Source organism: Paenibacillus glacialis, from assembly GCF_001637205.1.
In the GTDB taxonomy this organism is placed as follows: Bacteria; Bacillota; Bacilli; order Paenibacillales; family Paenibacillaceae; genus Paenibacillus_AQ; species Paenibacillus_AQ glacialis.
Window position 1 is genome coordinate 282,480 of sequence record NZ_LVJH01000070.1, and the last position, 15,550, is coordinate 298,029.

Sequence of the window (15,550 nt, forward strand, 5' to 3'; positions counted from 1 at the left end):
TTTCTCACTCCCTATTTGTACCAATGTGATAATAACGTTGTCAAATCTTTCGAAATAATCTCCATAATACTCATGACTCTGGCATATTCCATCCGTGTAGGTCCTAATATACCAATCGTACCTAGGGATTCTCCTTCTAGAGAATAGGTAGCCGTAATCAAGCTACAGTTAGCGAAAGCCTTGTGATCATTCTCTGTACCTATTCTTACCTGAATCCCACTTTCTCCAGCGGTTGGTGTCATCATCTTCATGAGTGTAGGGGTTTCTCCAAGCAAATCGAGAATATCTTTGACTTTATCAACATCTTTAAATTCGGGTTGCGTGAGCATATTCGTTGTACCACTTAAATACACTTGGTGATCATGTTCACTATCCAGTACAGAATCCAAGACGATGAGCAATTCCTCGTAATGGGAGGTATATCTCTCTAACTCTTGAGCAACTTCGGAATACAAACGAGACTTCAACTTGAAAAGTGGGACATTGACCAATTTGCTATTAAGCAAATTCACCACTTTCTCCATCTCCGAAACAGATACTCCCGGGGGAATAGCTACGGTCTTATTCTCTACTTGTCCTGTGCTTGTTACAATAATCGCCACGGCTGTCGTCTCATTAAGAGGGAGCAACTGAAAATGGCGCAAAGACGTATGAAACACTTCTGGTCCAAGTAAAATGGATGTGTAGTTCGTCATATGAGAAAGAATCATAGCTGATTGTTGGATGACTTGCTCCATAACATTCAGTTTTTCTGCAAAAAAAGTTCGAATCGTGTTTAGTTCAGCTGGTGCGATAGAATTCCAAGGAGTTATATGATCAACGTAATAACGATAGCCCTTATGTGAAGGTATTCTTCCTGCGGAAGTATGGGGTTGTTCAAGAAACCCCAATTCTTCTAAATCAGCCATTTCATTACGGATAGTAGCTGGGCTATACCCAACATCAGGTCTCTTGGAAATGCTGCGAGAACCGACAGGTTCGGCAGAACGGATATAATCGTCAACAATAACATTCAGTATCATTCTTTGGCGTTCGGTTAACAACTCTTTCTCCTCCTCGCAGCAATCTAATTTTCACCTTCGTTAGCACTCGCAAGCAATGAGTGCTAACTGCTAATACAAAAATACCAAACTGACCTAATTGTTGTCAAGTCAGTTCAGTATCTTAAGTACAGCTATCTCATCACAACAATGTTGTTTACTACAAAAGACGCAGTCAGTCCACACCTTTTCCGGGAAAATTTCTTTCTCTACGACTTCAAATCCATTCTTCACAAAAAAAGAAACTTCATATGTTAAGGCCATCACTTTAGGAATGTTCTGTTGTCTAGCTTCCTCAATTAATGCATCTACCAGCATAGAACCAATTCCTTGGCCTTTATAATCTTCTAATATACCTAAAGAACGAATCTCCACTAAATCATTCCCAAGTCGGCATAATGAACCGCATCCGATGACTTCGCCTAAGATTTCTGCTACAACAAATTGATCCAGTTGTTGTTCCAATACCTTGACAGAACGTGGGAGCATGATTCCCCTCTTTGCATAGCCCTCAATCATTGTAAAAAGATGTTCCACATCTTCCGGAACTGCTCTTCTGCATAATACCGCCATACCTCTTCCCCCTTACACATGCTGCCAATCAATATGAATAAATATACAACAGCACGCATAAAAGTTCAAGACGTTAATTTGTCACGATTGATCCTATAAATTCAGCAAATACATCATTTCCAAACAATATGCCCTTTTGACTTAACCGATACCCCTCAGGTGTTGTCTCAAGAAGACCTGCATTCAACATTTTATCCAACTGCGACGCAAACACAACATCCATCTGATCTTCAAATTGCTCTTCAAAATGGGCTTTGGATACACCTTGCATAACACGTAGTCCAACCATCAAGAAATCTTCCATTGCTTCTTCTTTCGAAATAGGGAAGCTATCTAAGCGTGGGAGCCCTTGTTTCACACCCTCCACATAGGGGTTAACACCTTTGATATTCATATGGCGCTGACGCCCCACGTAACCATGTGCACCTGCACCAAGACCGTAGTAATCCTCATTCAACCAATACGTCATATTATGACGACTTTCAAAGCCAGGTTTAGAAAAATTACTAATCTCATATTGGTTATAACCTGCTTGTTTCATCCGATCCATCAACAGAAGATACATCTGAAGCTCATCGTCTTCATGTGGCAAAGGTAATTGATTCTTCTGATACATCGTATGGAAGAGCGTATTCTCCTCTACTTTCAAGCTGTAAATGGAGTAATGGTTAAGATTAAGCTCCAATGCCTTCGTCACGCTCTCCGATAGCATCTCAAGCGTCTGGTTCGGTAGTCCGAACATCAGGTCAATCGACATATTATCAAATCCCGCTTTGCGAGCATTCTCTAAGCTTTTATAGACATCATCTGTGTTATGAATTCTTCCGATCCCTGAAAGTAGATCATTCTGAAATGCTTGTACCCCGAAGCTGACACGATTCACACCGCCTTCTCTCATGACCGTTAGCTTCTCCAAATCCGTTGTTCCCGGGTTAGCTTCCATCGAGAATTCAATATCGTCAGACCAATCAGGGAAATGCGTACGGACCGACTTCAAGAAATACGCCATTTCATCGGGTTTCAGAACCGTTGGCGTACCACCGCCGACAAATATACTCTTGATCTGTCCCGGTGGAGTCTGTTCAACCGTAAGTTCCATTTCACGATCTAAGGCAACCAAATAATCCATTACCGGCTGATCTTTCAACACATATGAATTAAAGTCACAGTAAAAGCACTTGTTTGTGCAAAAAGGAATGTGCAAATAAACCGCTTGAGGCTTACGGCTTCCCAGATGTCCATTTTGCTTGTGATGCTTGCGTTCAGCCATAATAATCCCCTTCACTCATTAAAATTCATTCATAAAAGCTTAAATTATCTTATATTGTTAGAAAAGGGGAGCCGCAGCGGCTCCCCTGTGATTAGATTGCTCTAATTCCATCCAAAACTTGCTTACTTAGTCGTCGATTTTCAGTACCGCCATAAATGCTTCCTGCGGAACTTCAACGCTTCCGACCTGCTTCATGCGCTTCTTACCTTCTTTTTGTTTCTCAAGAAGCTTCCGCTTACGAGATATATCTCCACCGTAACATTTAGCCAACACGTTCTTACGCATCGCCTTTACCGTTTCACGTGCAACTACTTTCGTGCCTACTGTTGCTTGAATAGGCACTTCAAACATCTGACGTGGAATAATCTCACGTAATTTCTCACAAATGGTACGACCACGATTGAAAGAGCGATCACGGTGTACGATGAAAGAAAGAGCATCCACTTGTTCATTGTTAAGCAAGATGTCCATTTTAACAAGATTAGATGTACGGTATCCAGATATAACATAGTCAAACGATGCATAACCCTTCGTACCGGACTTCAACTTATCAAAGAAATCATAAACAATTTCTGATAGCGGAACATCATAAATGATCGTTACACGCTTATCGTCTAGATACTCCATGTTTATAAACTCTCCACGTTTGTTCTGACACAGCTCCATAACCATACCTACAAAATCATTGGGTACGATAATAGATGCTTTAACGTAAGGCTCTTCTACATGGTCGATCTTGCCGATCTCAGGATAATTAGATGGGTTATCAATCGTAATAATATCCCCATTCGTCATCGCGATCCGGTAGATAACACTTGGTGCAGTGGTGATGAGTGGAATATTGAATTCACGCTCAATCCGCTCCTGAATAATCTCCATATGAAGTAACCCTAAGAATCCACAACGGAATCCAAAACCAAGCGCACTAGAAGATTCCGGTTCAAAAGTTAGAGATGCATCATTTAGCTGTAGCTTCTCTAACGCTTCCCGTAAATCTACATATTCTGAGGTCTCAATCGGATATAGTCCACAATATACCATTGGATTGATTGACCGATAACCAGGTAACGCTTCTGGTGTCGGGTTCTTCGCATTGGTCACTGTGTCCCCTACTCGTGTATCCCCAACGTGCTTAATTCCGGCAACAATAAATCCAACATCTCCAACTTTGAGTTCATCCACGATGGTCATGCTAGGCATGAAGGCACCGACCTCAATGACTTCAAATGTTTTATCTGTTGCCATCATCTTAATTTTGGACCCTGCTTTAATGCTTCCATCTACAACTCGAATATACACAATTACGCCTTTGTAAGGGTCATAGTGAGAGTCAAAGATCAAAGCTTTAAGTGGTTCGTCCGGATTTCCTGTAGGAGATGGAACTTGTTTTACAACTTGCTCCAAGATTTCCTTAATCCCTATTCCAGCTTTCGCTGAAGCTAGTACAGCATCGCTTGCATCCAACCCAATAACATCTTCAATCTCCTGCCTTACACGTTCTGGATCCGCACTTGGTAGATCGATCTTGTTAATAACAGGTAAAATCTCCAAGTTGTTTTCCAGTGCTAAGTACACGTTAGCGAGCGTCTGAGCTTCGATACCCTGAGCAGCATCCACGACAAGTAATGCGCCTTCGCAAGCTGCAAGACTTCGAGATACCTCATACGTGAAATCCACGTGTCCCGGTGTATCAATTAAATTCAGAATATACTCTTCTCCATCGTCAGCAAGATACTTTAAGTTAACAGCTTGCAACTTAATCGTAATCCCACGCTCACGCTCGAGGTCCATCTTATCCAACACTTGCTCTTGCATTTCTCGAGAAGTCAGTGCACCCGTATACTCAAGAATACGGTCAGCCAAAGTAGATTTACCATGGTCTATATGTGCAATGATACTAAAATTACGAATTTTCTTTTGTCTTTCAAATACGTCCGTCATGCCTTACCCCCACAAACAGCCTGATGTATCAATCACCTCATTATAACAGTTGTAGGTAAGAGCGGCAATCCCATACACATTTCAGCAAAAATTGGAGAAGCTATCCATGCTCATTGCGTTGCTGAACTGAATAAAGATACTACGAATTGAATGCTCTCTTGAGACGCTTTTTGTAGTAAATTGGCCGTTTTATCTGCTAGTACATCCACTGTGGGCTTTGATGTCTCTGGTATTAAAATCTGCTGAGGTGTTTTATCTGAATAGTCTGGCACTTCCACTTGTTGCTGTTCAGAAGTATCCTCATTCTGAGCAGGAGTAGGATTCGCCTGAACTGTAATCGTATAAGATCCAGCTGTTTGGGCGTTTGGAACGATCTGTGGTAAGGGTACCGTGATTTCCTGTACTGGCCTTGTCGTGGTCGCCTTAGCTATATTTGGTTGGATCGAAGAAGACCGGCTAGGACTTGCTAACTGTATTCCAATAAGTAGTCCTAACCCTGCCCAAATGATAATAATCCACATTTTTTTAGTGAAACGAGTCATCAACGGTTTCCTCCTTTTGTGATCAACCCTATGCTTTAGCCGCCATTTTTGGTTTTTGTTTCAGATGTCACGGTACTCGCTTTCTTTGCCTTCTGATCAGCGAAATACACGTCAGATACAGCATCTGCCAAAACACGAGACGTTCGCTGAAGTTCTTCCTTCGTATTATCAATCCCACCAATCTCAATCACGATACTATTAGGTGAGAGCGACTGATTATATTCACCGTTACCTTGCTCTGCTGTTTTCCCCCAAATACCTCTTGATATTCCCGGATATGATTTTTCTATGATTTTATTTATAGAATTAGCATAAGCTTCATTTTGCCGCCAATTTTTGTTCTCATGACCAATGATGAAATACAGTTGTGCATAACTAATGCCATTAATCTCAGTAGTGGTTGTCTTATGACGCTGAGAATCACGGTGAATATCGAGCAAATAAGTTAATTTAGTGTTTTGCGCAAGTGCGGATTTAACAGATTGACGAGAATATTTATACGAAAACTTATAACTGTAATCTTTTATATAAGAGGGAAAGTCATCTTTTAGATGTATTGCTGCAACACCTTTTGACTTCAATTCATTAACGATAAAACTTCCAACCTGCATAATATTTTGGGAGGGTGATGAAGAGGTTGGGTTAGTGCTAACCGTCCCTACTAATGGATTGAAAGCTTCACGAGCGTGAGAATGATAGATTAGCACCTCACTATTGCTATCCACTGGCGTATCCTTTGTTGGACCTTTATCCAATGGATCCTTAACAATATCAGGCCTAGTAACAGGTTCTGGAATGACGACTTCGTTTTCTTGTGATTTCGCATTGGCTACAACCTTAGCTGAGTCGGGATGGTAATCTTCAGGTGCTTCCATATCTTTATTCCCAGAAGCGCTCCGAAGTAGAACAGGGTCAAAGGCATCCATGCCGGGTAATTCCCGTGCCAACAGACTTTTAGGATCCTTAGGATTCACACTAGTAAGTAGTTGGAACACAAATGTGGTCATTTTCTCGCCAGATAACGTAGAAGATGTTTGCCCTTTACTTAGATGAGGAATTTCCATTCCCAGCATATCTCCAAAAAATTCACTAGAAAGCGATGAAGCAAAACCCTTCATAGATTGCACAGGTGAAGAATTTAATTTGTTCTCCGCTATCCCACCAACCCCAAGGAGAACGAAGAATACCATCGAACTTATACTCAGTAGTAAAAAGGTGCGTCCCATCGTTAGAATAGACAGCCATTTAGCTCTCCATTTGTGTATATTCCAAATTTGAAACCATTTACGTTCCATGTCTAATGTCCTCCTGTAATCTCTTATACTTCAAATCTATGAACTTTAGAGATTCACTAGAACCATATACACAAAAAAAAAAGAAATTCCGATAGATTCGGAACTTCTTTTCGTATATACAATCATTAATGTGTATAATCACCTACATTGGTTGTATCAACGGCCTCATGCAATGCTGCATTTAACCCTGTGGCAACGATGTTCGCCATATCTTCAATAAACTTATCTATTTCCTTAGGTGTCACAATCAAGTCATGTCCGAGAGGTTCTAGCACTTCTTTAACTAAGCCTAGACGCTCCTGTTCAGGCATATCATCCAACATTCCAATAATTTCTTTGGTTTGGTTGGTTTCCTTATCCAAATGTTTCTTCATCATGTCGATAGCGTTATTCACAATGGTTGACGCGTAACAAACTGTAGGTACCCCAATAGCAATACAAGGCACACCTAATACTTCCTTCGTTAATCCGCGACGTTTATTACCTATTCCTGACCCAGGATGGATACCTATATCAGCAATCTGTATCGTCGTATTTACCCGTTCTAGGGATCTGGAGGCAAGTGCATCCACAGCAATAATTAGATCAGGCTTTGTGCGATCTATAATGCCCTGTACAATTTCACTGGATTCGATACCCGTTACCCCTAGTACTCCTGGGGCAATTGCGCTTAATTGTCGGTATCCAGGGGCAACCTGATCTGGTACCAATTCAAAATAATGACGTGTGACTAATATATTCTCAACAACGAGTGGGCCTAGTGAATCAGGAGTTACATTCCAGTTCCCCAGACCAACGACCAAAACAGATTTAGTCTTACCAATTCCAATCAGCGTTAGAAAGTCTTCGAATTCGCGGGCCAGAGCTTCAGCGACTCTTCCTTGTAGTCCGGTATCTCCATCACGAAGCCCCGGAACTTCCAGCGTCACATAATGACCCTTCACTCGACCAATTAACCTCGACCCTTCATCGTTATGCACATTTAATCGAGTGATTTTAATCCCGTCTGACTCCGTAATTTCTTCATCTACACCTGAAATAGGTGCGTTGTATCTTTTTTCAGCCATTTCCTTAGCATCTACAGCAAGATCTGTACGAACATTATAATTTTGCAAATCTAAAGTCATCCGTATTTACCCTCCTTCTTCTTCTTATACTAGTGTGCGAGAGAAAGGAGATGTTTATTCAAACCCTTTTTGGTATTGCTTTTTATAGTGCTCCATGCTAAACTATTTTAAGTTGTGAATCATTTCGATCTATCGAATGTCTTTCAGGAGGTGAATGCAATGCCAAATATTAAATCCGCAATCAAACGCGTTAAAACGAACGACAAACGTCATGCGCTCAACGCTTCCCAAAAATCCGCGCTTCGTACAGCTGTTAAAGCTGCTGACAACGCGCTGGCAAATAACGAAGTTGAAGCTGCTAATACTACCATTCAATTGGCTTCCAAGAAATTGGATAAGGCTGTAACTAAAGGTTTGATCCACAAGAATGCAGCTGCTCGTAAGAAATCTCGCTTGGCGAAAAAACTTAACGCCCTTAATGCTCAAGCATAAGTTGCGCTATTCATACGACAAAAGCAGAAGTCCTGAACAGCAAGTTAGCTGATCAGGACTTTTTAGCATGTATTATTAATTTTGTAGTCGTAATAAGAATAACTCTAATCCAAGTACCTTTTCGATTCGCCCCGTCTTCATTTGGAAATCTAAATCCGCAAGCCTATTCAATATTCCCCTTAAATCTCCTGATTTGAACTTTCGTGCTTGCTCACCTGCTATTTTGACTGCATAAGGATGAAGTCCAAGCTGTGAAGCAATTTGTTGCTGTGAATAACTTTGACCAGCCAATTCCTTCACCTGTAAAATAATGCGAAATTGTCTTGTAATGAGCGCTGCTATCTTAATCGGTTCTTCACGTTGCTTAAGAAGCTCATAAAAAATACCCAGTGCTTGTTCCAACCTCAGATTGGCAATATTCTCAACAAGTGCAAAGACATTTTGTTCCGTACTGCGGGCTACTAACTGCTCCACGGTATCGAGATCGATCGTTCCACCCTCTCCAGCATATAAACAAAGCTTATCCAGTTCTGCTGTTAATGTCTGAAGTTGTGTTCCTGCGTTTCTAATGAGAGCCTCAGCTGTCCCTGGTGCTAATACACAGCCTCTCTGCTTCGTCTCCTTAGTCACCCAGCCTAATAATTCCTCTCCCCCTAATGGAGCAAATGCAAGAACAACCCCGGCAGCTTTCAGCGCCTTAACTACTTTCTTCCGTTCATCTAACTTCTCATTATATACGAGAAATATAAGGATGCTGTATTCAGCAGGATTCTTCAGATATTCCAAAAGTGCTTCAATACGATGTTCAATCTTACCACCCTCTTTACCCGCTGTGAAAACAGAGGCATCTCGGACAAAGATTAACTTTCGTGGCACCATAAAAGGTACTGTCTCCGCTTCCTCAATGACAACCTGAAGTGGCGTATCCGCCAGATCATAATTTACAATGGCGAAATCACGATCTTCCTTTTGAAGCAATTGCTCCTCTAACAAGGAAGTAAACTTTTTTATTTGATACTTCTCCAATCCATAAAGCAGATATACAGGAGAAACATCTCCATGTTTGATAGCTTTCGTTGCTGTTTTGATATCCATGGTATCTCCCTCTCTTTTACTACTACGCATAACCCCTTGAATGCCCTTTAATGATTCTACCAAAAAAATGACTTTCAAACCATAACAAAGGAACCTCGAGCTCTCACTCAAGGTTCCTTCTGTTCCAGCACATCTATATAAACACCGACAACAAAAAGCTCTAGAAACTTTCCTGTCAGTGGCCATAACGAATAGGGCTTCCACATTTATATTGATGGCTGAATATTCAAGTGCAACTGCTGACTGTACCGCAATATAACATATTCTTCAGTTTCATAAACGGTGCTTCAACGAATGAAGAAATTTTACGGGGCAATAACAGGTGCCGTATCATTAGAATAAGTGTAACTAGACACTTTTCCATCTTGAGATGTTTGATACGTAAACACCTTACTGTCTGCAGACCATTCGCCCAATACCCAAGTACCGACTAGATCAATACTTTGAATAACCGTCTTTTCAATTGCGCCATCTAAGGATAATTGGTATATAACCAGCTTCTTATCTTCCAGAACTGCTGATACTTTACCATTTGGTGAATTCCACGACTCGAGTGCCGCCAAACTGAATACCTTATTATCATTCATAACGTCCTCTTGAGAAGGAGTAGGGTCAATCGTTATCCCTTCCCTTGGTTCGCTAATTTTCGGATCCTTTGGCGTATCAGCTTCCATCTTACGATCTGCATCTTGCCCTTGATCCGGTTCTATCTTCCTTGATTTATCTTGAGCACTAGACTTATCTTGGGCGCTAGATTTATCCGCTACATCCTTAGATGGTTGTGGCGTATCCTCTTTCCCTTTGGACGCCTTCGGTGTATCCGCTACCTTCGTAGAACTTGGATCCGGACCCTTAGACCCAGCAGATGAGTCTGATGCTTTATCCGGTTCTGAGAGAACACTGATTTCATCTTCTTGTTTTGGATCTGGCGTGATTGGTTCCTTATTCGGACTAACCGCTGAGTCAGAAACAAGATCATCCTGCTGAGTCGTATCAGAAGAAGCCATCGAAATACCTGTATTATTACCAGTGGTATTATCAACAGACTTCTGCTCCGTAGAGGGCATCGTTTCTACTTCTGCAATAGCTTGTTCATGTATCTGCGCATCCGAGAGCTCTTGCGGAGAATAATTATAGATAGCTACGCCTAAGATTCCCATAGCTGCAACAGCCCCGATCATCGTTCTTGCTGCCATACCTGTGAACAATCGTCTCTTAGGGACAATTACAGGAGACATCGGAACCATTTCCTCAGGTGAGCGCTCTTTAGAAGCACACTTTTCAAGCCGTGCACGATCTATTGCATCAAGCTGGGGCATAATAGCATCAACCAAGCTATATTTAGGTACCACAAGAGGAAGTTCCTCTAATTCATGAGCTAATGACTTGAGCATACGGAAGGATTCCGCACATTGTGGACAATGAGCAATATGTTCCATCATCTGAGTCGTATTCTCTTCATTAAGATCGTTATCCAAATAACGGTGCATCCATTCAATCACCTCTGGACATTTCATCCTGATACACCTCCTTTCTGGTACTCTTGAAGCATACTCTGTAATTGCTGTCTTGCCCTAAATAGATATGATTTAACCGTATTCAGTGGAAGGTTCAAGCAATCAGCGATTTCGTTGTAGGAGAAATCCTGTATATACCTTAATACAATAACGGTTCTATGATGTTCTGGCAGTTGATTAATAGCTTCCTGAATATCCTCTGCCATGTAAGAAGACAGCACAAGTTGTTCAACATCTTGTTTATCTGGAAACACAAACTCATGTTCATCCATAGATACCGTTGGTTTATTACGACGAAATTTATCAATACATATATTTGTCACGATCCGTTGTACCCATGTCTTAAACTTCGCTTTTTCCTCATAGGAGTCGATTCGGGTATAAATACGGATCAAAGATTCCTGAGCTGCATCTAGCGCATCTTGTTCGTTGTTCAGGATATAATAGGCCGTACGATATACATGTTGTTCAATATCTCGTAATAGGGTAATTAAAGCGTCGCGATCGCCCGATTGAGCCGCTCTAATGAGTCCGAGCTCTACCACAAAGGATCCCCCTCTCCCTGCAATCTTACTGACGTGTAAGACCAGCAAATTGTTGCAAATTGTAATCACTTTTTAAAAAAATATATTTCATAAGATTATGTAACTAAAGTACATGTCATCTAATCACAAAAAACTCAACCCCCATAATAAGTGGAGATTGATGATGAAGGTACACTATAATTATTCATTACGAAAGACTCTCTATGGAAATCTTACAAGAGTACGAGGTGAAGTTCAACCCCCCACCTTACCTATTTAAGTTTATTCCTGACCCATACCTCTTTATGATGAAGTTTCATTTGAATTTCTCCATCCCGGTCCGTTCGAAATATACTTAAGCCCTGATCTAGGATACGATCAACCACATCAGGATTCGGATGTCCATAGGAGTTATTAACCCCTACAGATATAACAGCAGCTGAAGCTTTCAAATGGGTAAGCCATTCACTAGAAGTTGATGTTTTACTGCCATGGTGAGCAATCTTTATTATATCTATACCCTGAGATCCTATCGTTGAATTAGTTGCGTCTTCTAAGATGTTATCCTCGCTTGCTACATCCATATCTCCTGTTAATAATACGCGTACCCCATTCATTTCAAGTATGAATACCAGGGAAGAATGATTCTGTTCCTTAACTACAGGCAACTCTGCCTGCTCTTCTTGTGTCATTTCAGGAGATAAGAATAGCATACTCGTATATGGATCAGGTTGCATCTTCATCGATTGATGAACAGCATAGATTGGGATATCTTTTGCGAGAGCGGTTGATAATAATTTCTCAAAAGTAGGCGTTCTAGTTAATGTTCCGTTAAATAAAATGGCTTTCACAGGAATCTGGTTCAATACTGCCTGTAATCCGCCAATATGATCCTGATCTCCGTGCGTTAGCACCACAGCATCAAGGTGATGAACCCCACGTTTTTTCAACAAGGGCACTACAACTTTAGCTCCTACTTCAAAAGGATCACTACGGGTCTTCCATTCGTCAGATTGCTTGCTGAAATTTAGCGTCCCCCCGCCGTCTACGAGGATATTGTTGCCTTCAGGTGTTGTAATTAGAATACTGTCTCCTTGGCCAACATCCAGAAACTGCACCAGCCCCGCCCCCTTCAAGGACGGTGGTTGATATCCCACATACAATAAGACCATGAATGAGAGCATCAGCGGTAGTACAATGAACTGTTTCCAAGTTAGTTTTTTCGATCGCTCTTCATGACCTTGCTCTTTCAAACGGAGTACGCCTTCTAGTGGAATCGTATCATCAACTGATATTGGCAGTGGTTGAACATGATGTACCCACAATTTCCCCAACCTCAGTAGCACATACAATAAAATATAATAACAAAAAATCCACAATATAGAAGGTGATGGCCATATCGTTAAGAAGGCTGGATGGATATTCATCCATTCTACCACCGCAAACGTAGCGTTATCGAGCCATTCCACAACCCACGCCAGACATCTGCCAGCAGGCATCCACATCGACCCTATTGCTAAGGAAACCATTCCAAGTGGCATAACCAGGAAGGAAATAAGTGGGACAAGCAGTAGATTAGCGAAGATAGATAACAATGAGAATTGATTGAAGTAATAGATAGTTAATGGAAATGAGGCCAGTTGAGCTATGACCGTCACACCTAATGCACCAGCGAATTTACGGGGCACTTTACTCAGTAAAGGCATAGCGAGAGGTACATATATAATAAGACCTAACGTAACGATAAAGGAAAGCTGAAAACTTACATTCAATAATAAATAAGGATTCCATATCAACATCATAAGCGCAGCGGCACTAATAATGTGAAGTCCATCTTTCAATAACCCACGTCTTGCTGCATAAAGCGTAATCATACTCATTATACCAGAACGAACGACAGAGGGGCTAAACCCCGTTAGTAGAACGTAGCAGGGCACTAGAAGAATAACGATCGTAAGGATCGTCTCACGAGAGAACCTAAATAACGATAACAGGATCATTAAACACGCGACATATACAGCTACATGGGTACCAGATACAGCCAAAATATGTGTTAATCCTAGTTGAGAGAATTGATTATATGTCACTGGGTCTACATCATCTTGCATCCCTATAATCAGACCCTTCATAAACCCAGCATGGGGTTCTTGGAACAACTCATTCAGCTTAGATGCCATCTTCGCCCTTAACGCATCATTTACACGAAATAACGATATGATGCCCCATGAAGAAGGAGATGTCACCTCCGTGTTTTGTAATCCTTTCACCTTCATAATCCAGTGTATTTCTTTCGTACGCAAATACTTTTGATAGTCGAAACCATCAAAATTACGAGCAGTTGCTGGCATTTCAAGGGTACCACTCATCTTGATGTCATCACCACGTTGCCATTCTTTCACCTCTTGTTGTTGCTCCTTCGTTTGAAGTTTCACTTGTACACGTATGGTCTCCGATACCTCAGATGAATTCATCCCGGACAGCTCTACGTTCATATCCGCTCGATCCCCATCCACTTCCACCGATGTTACAATCACACCCACTGCATTGATGGGCATGCCAGAAAGTTTAGAAATGTCCTGATTCACAGCCTGAGGTATCGAGGACACGTTAGAATGATCGTGCCACTCCCAGTATCCACCGGATACCGTGAGTGCGATCCATACCATAACTATCATTTTCCATTTCAATCTTAATATAATTATAGAGACTACAAGCACAATTGAAACCAAAGTCCATAACGAACCTAATGTCATGCCTGAATATAGACTTGCTGCGCTACTTCCAACAATCCAAAATAAGGTAAATAACAACAAGGGTCTACCTTCCATCCATCATCACATCCCTTTTCTATGATAAATAAAAGAACCTCTTCTGCGGCTATACTCGCAAAAGAGGTTCCTCCTCTAATCAATCACAATATATTGTTTATATATCTAGTTCGATACGGTCGTTAGTGTGTCTGTAGGCGGTTCATACGATGCTAGTTGACGAAATACAATCCCTTTACTGTTCATCATCTGAGTTACCTTGTCCGTATCTTTAGGATAGGACCTGTGAAATACAATTTCGACAATTCCGCTGTTAGCCAACATATTGGCACATGTCCAACAAGGTTCATCTGATACATATACCGTACTACCTTCTCGATCAATACGGTCTGTAAAAAGCAATAAGTTCTGTTCAGCATGGATGGTACGAATGCAACGTTGCTTCTTAAGCATCTGTTGTTCGCCATCGATATGGACCAAAGATACTTCCTCTGAGATCATACAACCGGCTTCTGAACAATCTGGCATCCCCATCGGGGCGCCATTATAAGCTGTTCCGAGTAGTTTCTTACCTTGGACAAGCACCGCTCCTACATGTCGACGAGAACAACGAGAACGAGTAGATACCATATATGCAATGTCCATGAAATACGTATCCCAATCTTTTCGCGTATCTGTCATCGTAAACTCTCCCCTCTATATTTCTATTTCTTTATTCCTTATTATCCTATAGTTCTACATTAGGAGCAATTTTCTCCATCATTTTCGTTCCAATCCCTTTAACTTCATTAAGATCGGAAATTTTTCGAAAAGGTCCCTTCAGATTCCGATAATCTACTATGGCCTGAGCCTTCTTCTCTCCAATGCCTGGAAGCTCCATTAGTCCCTTGACATCAGCGGTGTTCACATTTATTTTGTGGATATTCGCAACATCTGATGCCGTATCCTTTGGTACCGACGTCCCTGTTTTATGATCAGAAATGGAAGAATTAGCGCTATTCTCTTTGGTTGTCATCTCAGATGGCTTCGAATGAGTGTCTGAACTCAATCCTTTGTTCTTTGATACCTCTGACGCTGGCGCTTGCGCTTCCTGTTTTACTACAGTAGTCTTTTCACTTTCTCCTAAAGCTTGCGCTACTTGTAAGTTCAAAGGTTCCCAACCTTCGATATCTCCTTTTTCTCCTATACCAGATAATAAAATACCTCCACTACCTACGAGTGCAACCATAATACCTATCCACTTGCGTTTCATCTCATCAAACCCCTATCACATTGGAATCGAAAGAAAATTCAACATCTCGACTGCATCATTTGAAAGACAAATAAATAAAATAACTAGTTCTATTCAGTAAATTCGTCATGAAGCAATGGTTCTAATGCATATCTTAAGAAGAAGGGTTATGTCATTACCGTAATTATGAAAGGA

14 protein-coding genes are annotated in these 15,550 nt (G+C 41.3%); 1 reads left to right on the forward strand and 13 read right to left on the reverse strand.

Translation table 11 applies throughout. The features are described from left to right. Positions 1 to 11: 11 nt before the first annotated feature. The 7 genes from hrcA to gpr form a co-directional block, all read right to left on the reverse strand. Positions 12 to 1,043, reverse strand: a complete 1,032-nt coding sequence (hrcA, locus tag PGLA_RS24080) for a heat-inducible transcriptional repressor HrcA (RefSeq protein WP_068537732.1) — start codon at positions 1,041 to 1,043, stop codon at positions 12 to 14. A gap of 108 nt (positions 1,044 to 1,151) precedes the next feature. Beyond that, on the reverse strand, positions 1,152 to 1,613 hold the full coding sequence (locus PGLA_RS24085; protein ID WP_068537733.1) for an N-acetyltransferase: 462 nt from the start codon (positions 1,611 to 1,613) through the stop codon (positions 1,152 to 1,154). Between the two features lie 73 nt (positions 1,614 to 1,686). Next, positions 1,687 to 2,883: a radical SAM family heme chaperone HemW gene (hemW, locus tag PGLA_RS24090; RefSeq protein ID WP_068537734.1), complete on the reverse strand. Its 1,197-nt coding sequence runs from the start codon at positions 2,881 to 2,883 to the stop codon at positions 1,687 to 1,689. Between the two features lie 126 nt (positions 2,884 to 3,009). Further along, the gene (gene lepA, locus PGLA_RS24095; RefSeq protein ID WP_068537735.1) at positions 3,010 to 4,824 is read right to left on the reverse strand and encodes a translation elongation factor 4; all 1,815 of its coding nucleotides are present in this window, start codon (positions 4,822 to 4,824) and stop codon (positions 3,010 to 3,012) included. A 110-nt stretch (positions 4,825 to 4,934) separates the two neighbouring features. After that, a complete protein-coding gene (locus tag PGLA_RS24100; RefSeq protein WP_068537736.1) occupies positions 4,935 to 5,366 on the reverse strand; it encodes a hypothetical protein in 432 nt (143 codons plus the stop codon). Between the two features lie 35 nt (positions 5,367 to 5,401). Beyond that, a complete protein-coding gene (locus PGLA_RS24105; RefSeq protein ID WP_068537737.1) occupies positions 5,402 to 6,661 on the reverse strand; it encodes a stage II sporulation protein P in 1,260 nt (419 codons plus the stop codon). Between the two features lie 125 nt (positions 6,662 to 6,786). After that, a complete protein-coding gene (gene gpr / locus PGLA_RS24110) occupies positions 6,787 to 7,788 on the reverse strand; it encodes a GPR endopeptidase (RefSeq protein WP_068537738.1) in 1,002 nt (333 codons plus the stop codon). A gap of 159 nt (positions 7,789 to 7,947) precedes the next feature. Between gpr and rpsT the strand changes: the two genes are divergently transcribed. Next, complete coding sequence (rpsT, locus tag PGLA_RS24115; RefSeq protein ID WP_068537739.1) at positions 7,948 to 8,220, forward strand: 30S ribosomal protein S20; 273 nt, start codon at positions 7,948 to 7,950, stop codon at positions 8,218 to 8,220. A gap of 75 nt (positions 8,221 to 8,295) precedes the next feature. Here the strand turns inward: rpsT and holA are convergent, their stop codons facing one another. The 6 genes from holA to PGLA_RS24145 all read right to left on the reverse strand — a co-directional run bounded on the left by holA (position 8,296) and on the right by PGLA_RS24145 (position 15,376). Beyond that, positions 8,296 to 9,315 (reverse strand): DNA polymerase III subunit delta, encoded by a 1,020-nt coding sequence (gene holA, locus PGLA_RS24120; protein WP_068537740.1) that lies wholly within the window; start codon positions 9,313 to 9,315, stop codon positions 8,296 to 8,298. A 305-nt stretch (positions 9,316 to 9,620) separates the two neighbouring features. Further along, positions 9,621 to 10,832 (reverse strand): anti-sigma factor family protein, encoded by a 1,212-nt coding sequence (locus tag PGLA_RS24125; protein ID WP_068537741.1) that lies wholly within the window; start codon positions 10,830 to 10,832, stop codon positions 9,621 to 9,623. After that, complete coding sequence (locus PGLA_RS24130) at positions 10,829 to 11,377, reverse strand: RNA polymerase sigma factor (protein ID WP_068537742.1); 549 nt, start codon at positions 11,375 to 11,377, stop codon at positions 10,829 to 10,831. The genes PGLA_RS24125 and PGLA_RS24130 overlap by 4 nt, the downstream gene beginning before the upstream one ends. A 251-nt stretch (positions 11,378 to 11,628) precedes the next feature. After that, entirely contained in the window at positions 11,629 to 14,166 is a 2,538-nt protein-coding gene (locus PGLA_RS24135) for a DNA internalization-related competence protein ComEC/Rec2 (protein WP_245700289.1), read from the reverse strand. Positions 14,167 to 14,289: 123 nt separating this feature from the next. Beyond that, a complete protein-coding gene (locus tag PGLA_RS24140; RefSeq protein ID WP_068537743.1) occupies positions 14,290 to 14,805 on the reverse strand; it encodes a deoxycytidylate deaminase in 516 nt (171 codons plus the stop codon). A gap of 46 nt (positions 14,806 to 14,851) precedes the next feature. Beyond that, positions 14,852 to 15,376, reverse strand: coding sequence for a ComEA family DNA-binding protein (locus PGLA_RS24145; RefSeq protein ID WP_068537744.1), 525 nt, complete (start codon positions 15,374 to 15,376; stop codon positions 14,852 to 14,854). Positions 15,377 to 15,550: the final 174 nt, after the last annotated feature.

Coding starts and splice junctions, on each gene's coding strand:
- PGLA_RS24100 (WP_068537736.1), bottom strand. CDS start 5,366: ATGACTCGTTTCACTAAAAAAATGTGGATTATTATCATTTGGGCAGGG.
- PGLA_RS24145 (WP_068537744.1), bottom strand. CDS start 15,376: ATGAAACGCAAGTGGATAGGTATTATGGTTGCACTCGTAGGTAGTGGA.
- holA (WP_068537740.1), bottom strand. CDS start 9,315: ATGGATATCAAAACAGCAACGAAAGCTATCAAACATGGAGATGTTTCT.
- PGLA_RS24125 (WP_068537741.1), bottom strand. CDS start 10,832: ATGAAATGTCCAGAGGTGATTGAATGGATGCACCGTTATTTGGATAAC.
- gpr (WP_068537738.1), bottom strand. CDS start 7,788: ATGACTTTAGATTTGCAAAATTATAATGTTCGTACAGATCTTGCTGTA.
- PGLA_RS24140 (WP_068537743.1), bottom strand. CDS start 14,805: ATGACAGATACGCGAAAAGATTGGGATACGTATTTCATGGACATTGCA.
- lepA (WP_068537735.1), bottom strand. CDS start 4,824: ATGACGGACGTATTTGAAAGACAAAAGAAAATTCGTAATTTTAGTATC.
- rpsT (WP_068537739.1), top strand. CDS start 7,948: ATGCCAAATATTAAATCCGCAATCAAACGCGTTAAAACGAACGACAAA.
- PGLA_RS24085 (WP_068537733.1), bottom strand. CDS start 1,613: ATGGCGGTATTATGCAGAAGAGCAGTTCCGGAAGATGTGGAACATCTT.
- PGLA_RS24105 (WP_068537737.1), bottom strand. CDS start 6,661: ATGGAACGTAAATGGTTTCAAATTTGGAATATACACAAATGGAGAGCT.
- hemW (WP_068537734.1), bottom strand. CDS start 2,883: ATGGCTGAACGCAAGCATCACAAGCAAAATGGACATCTGGGAAGCCGT.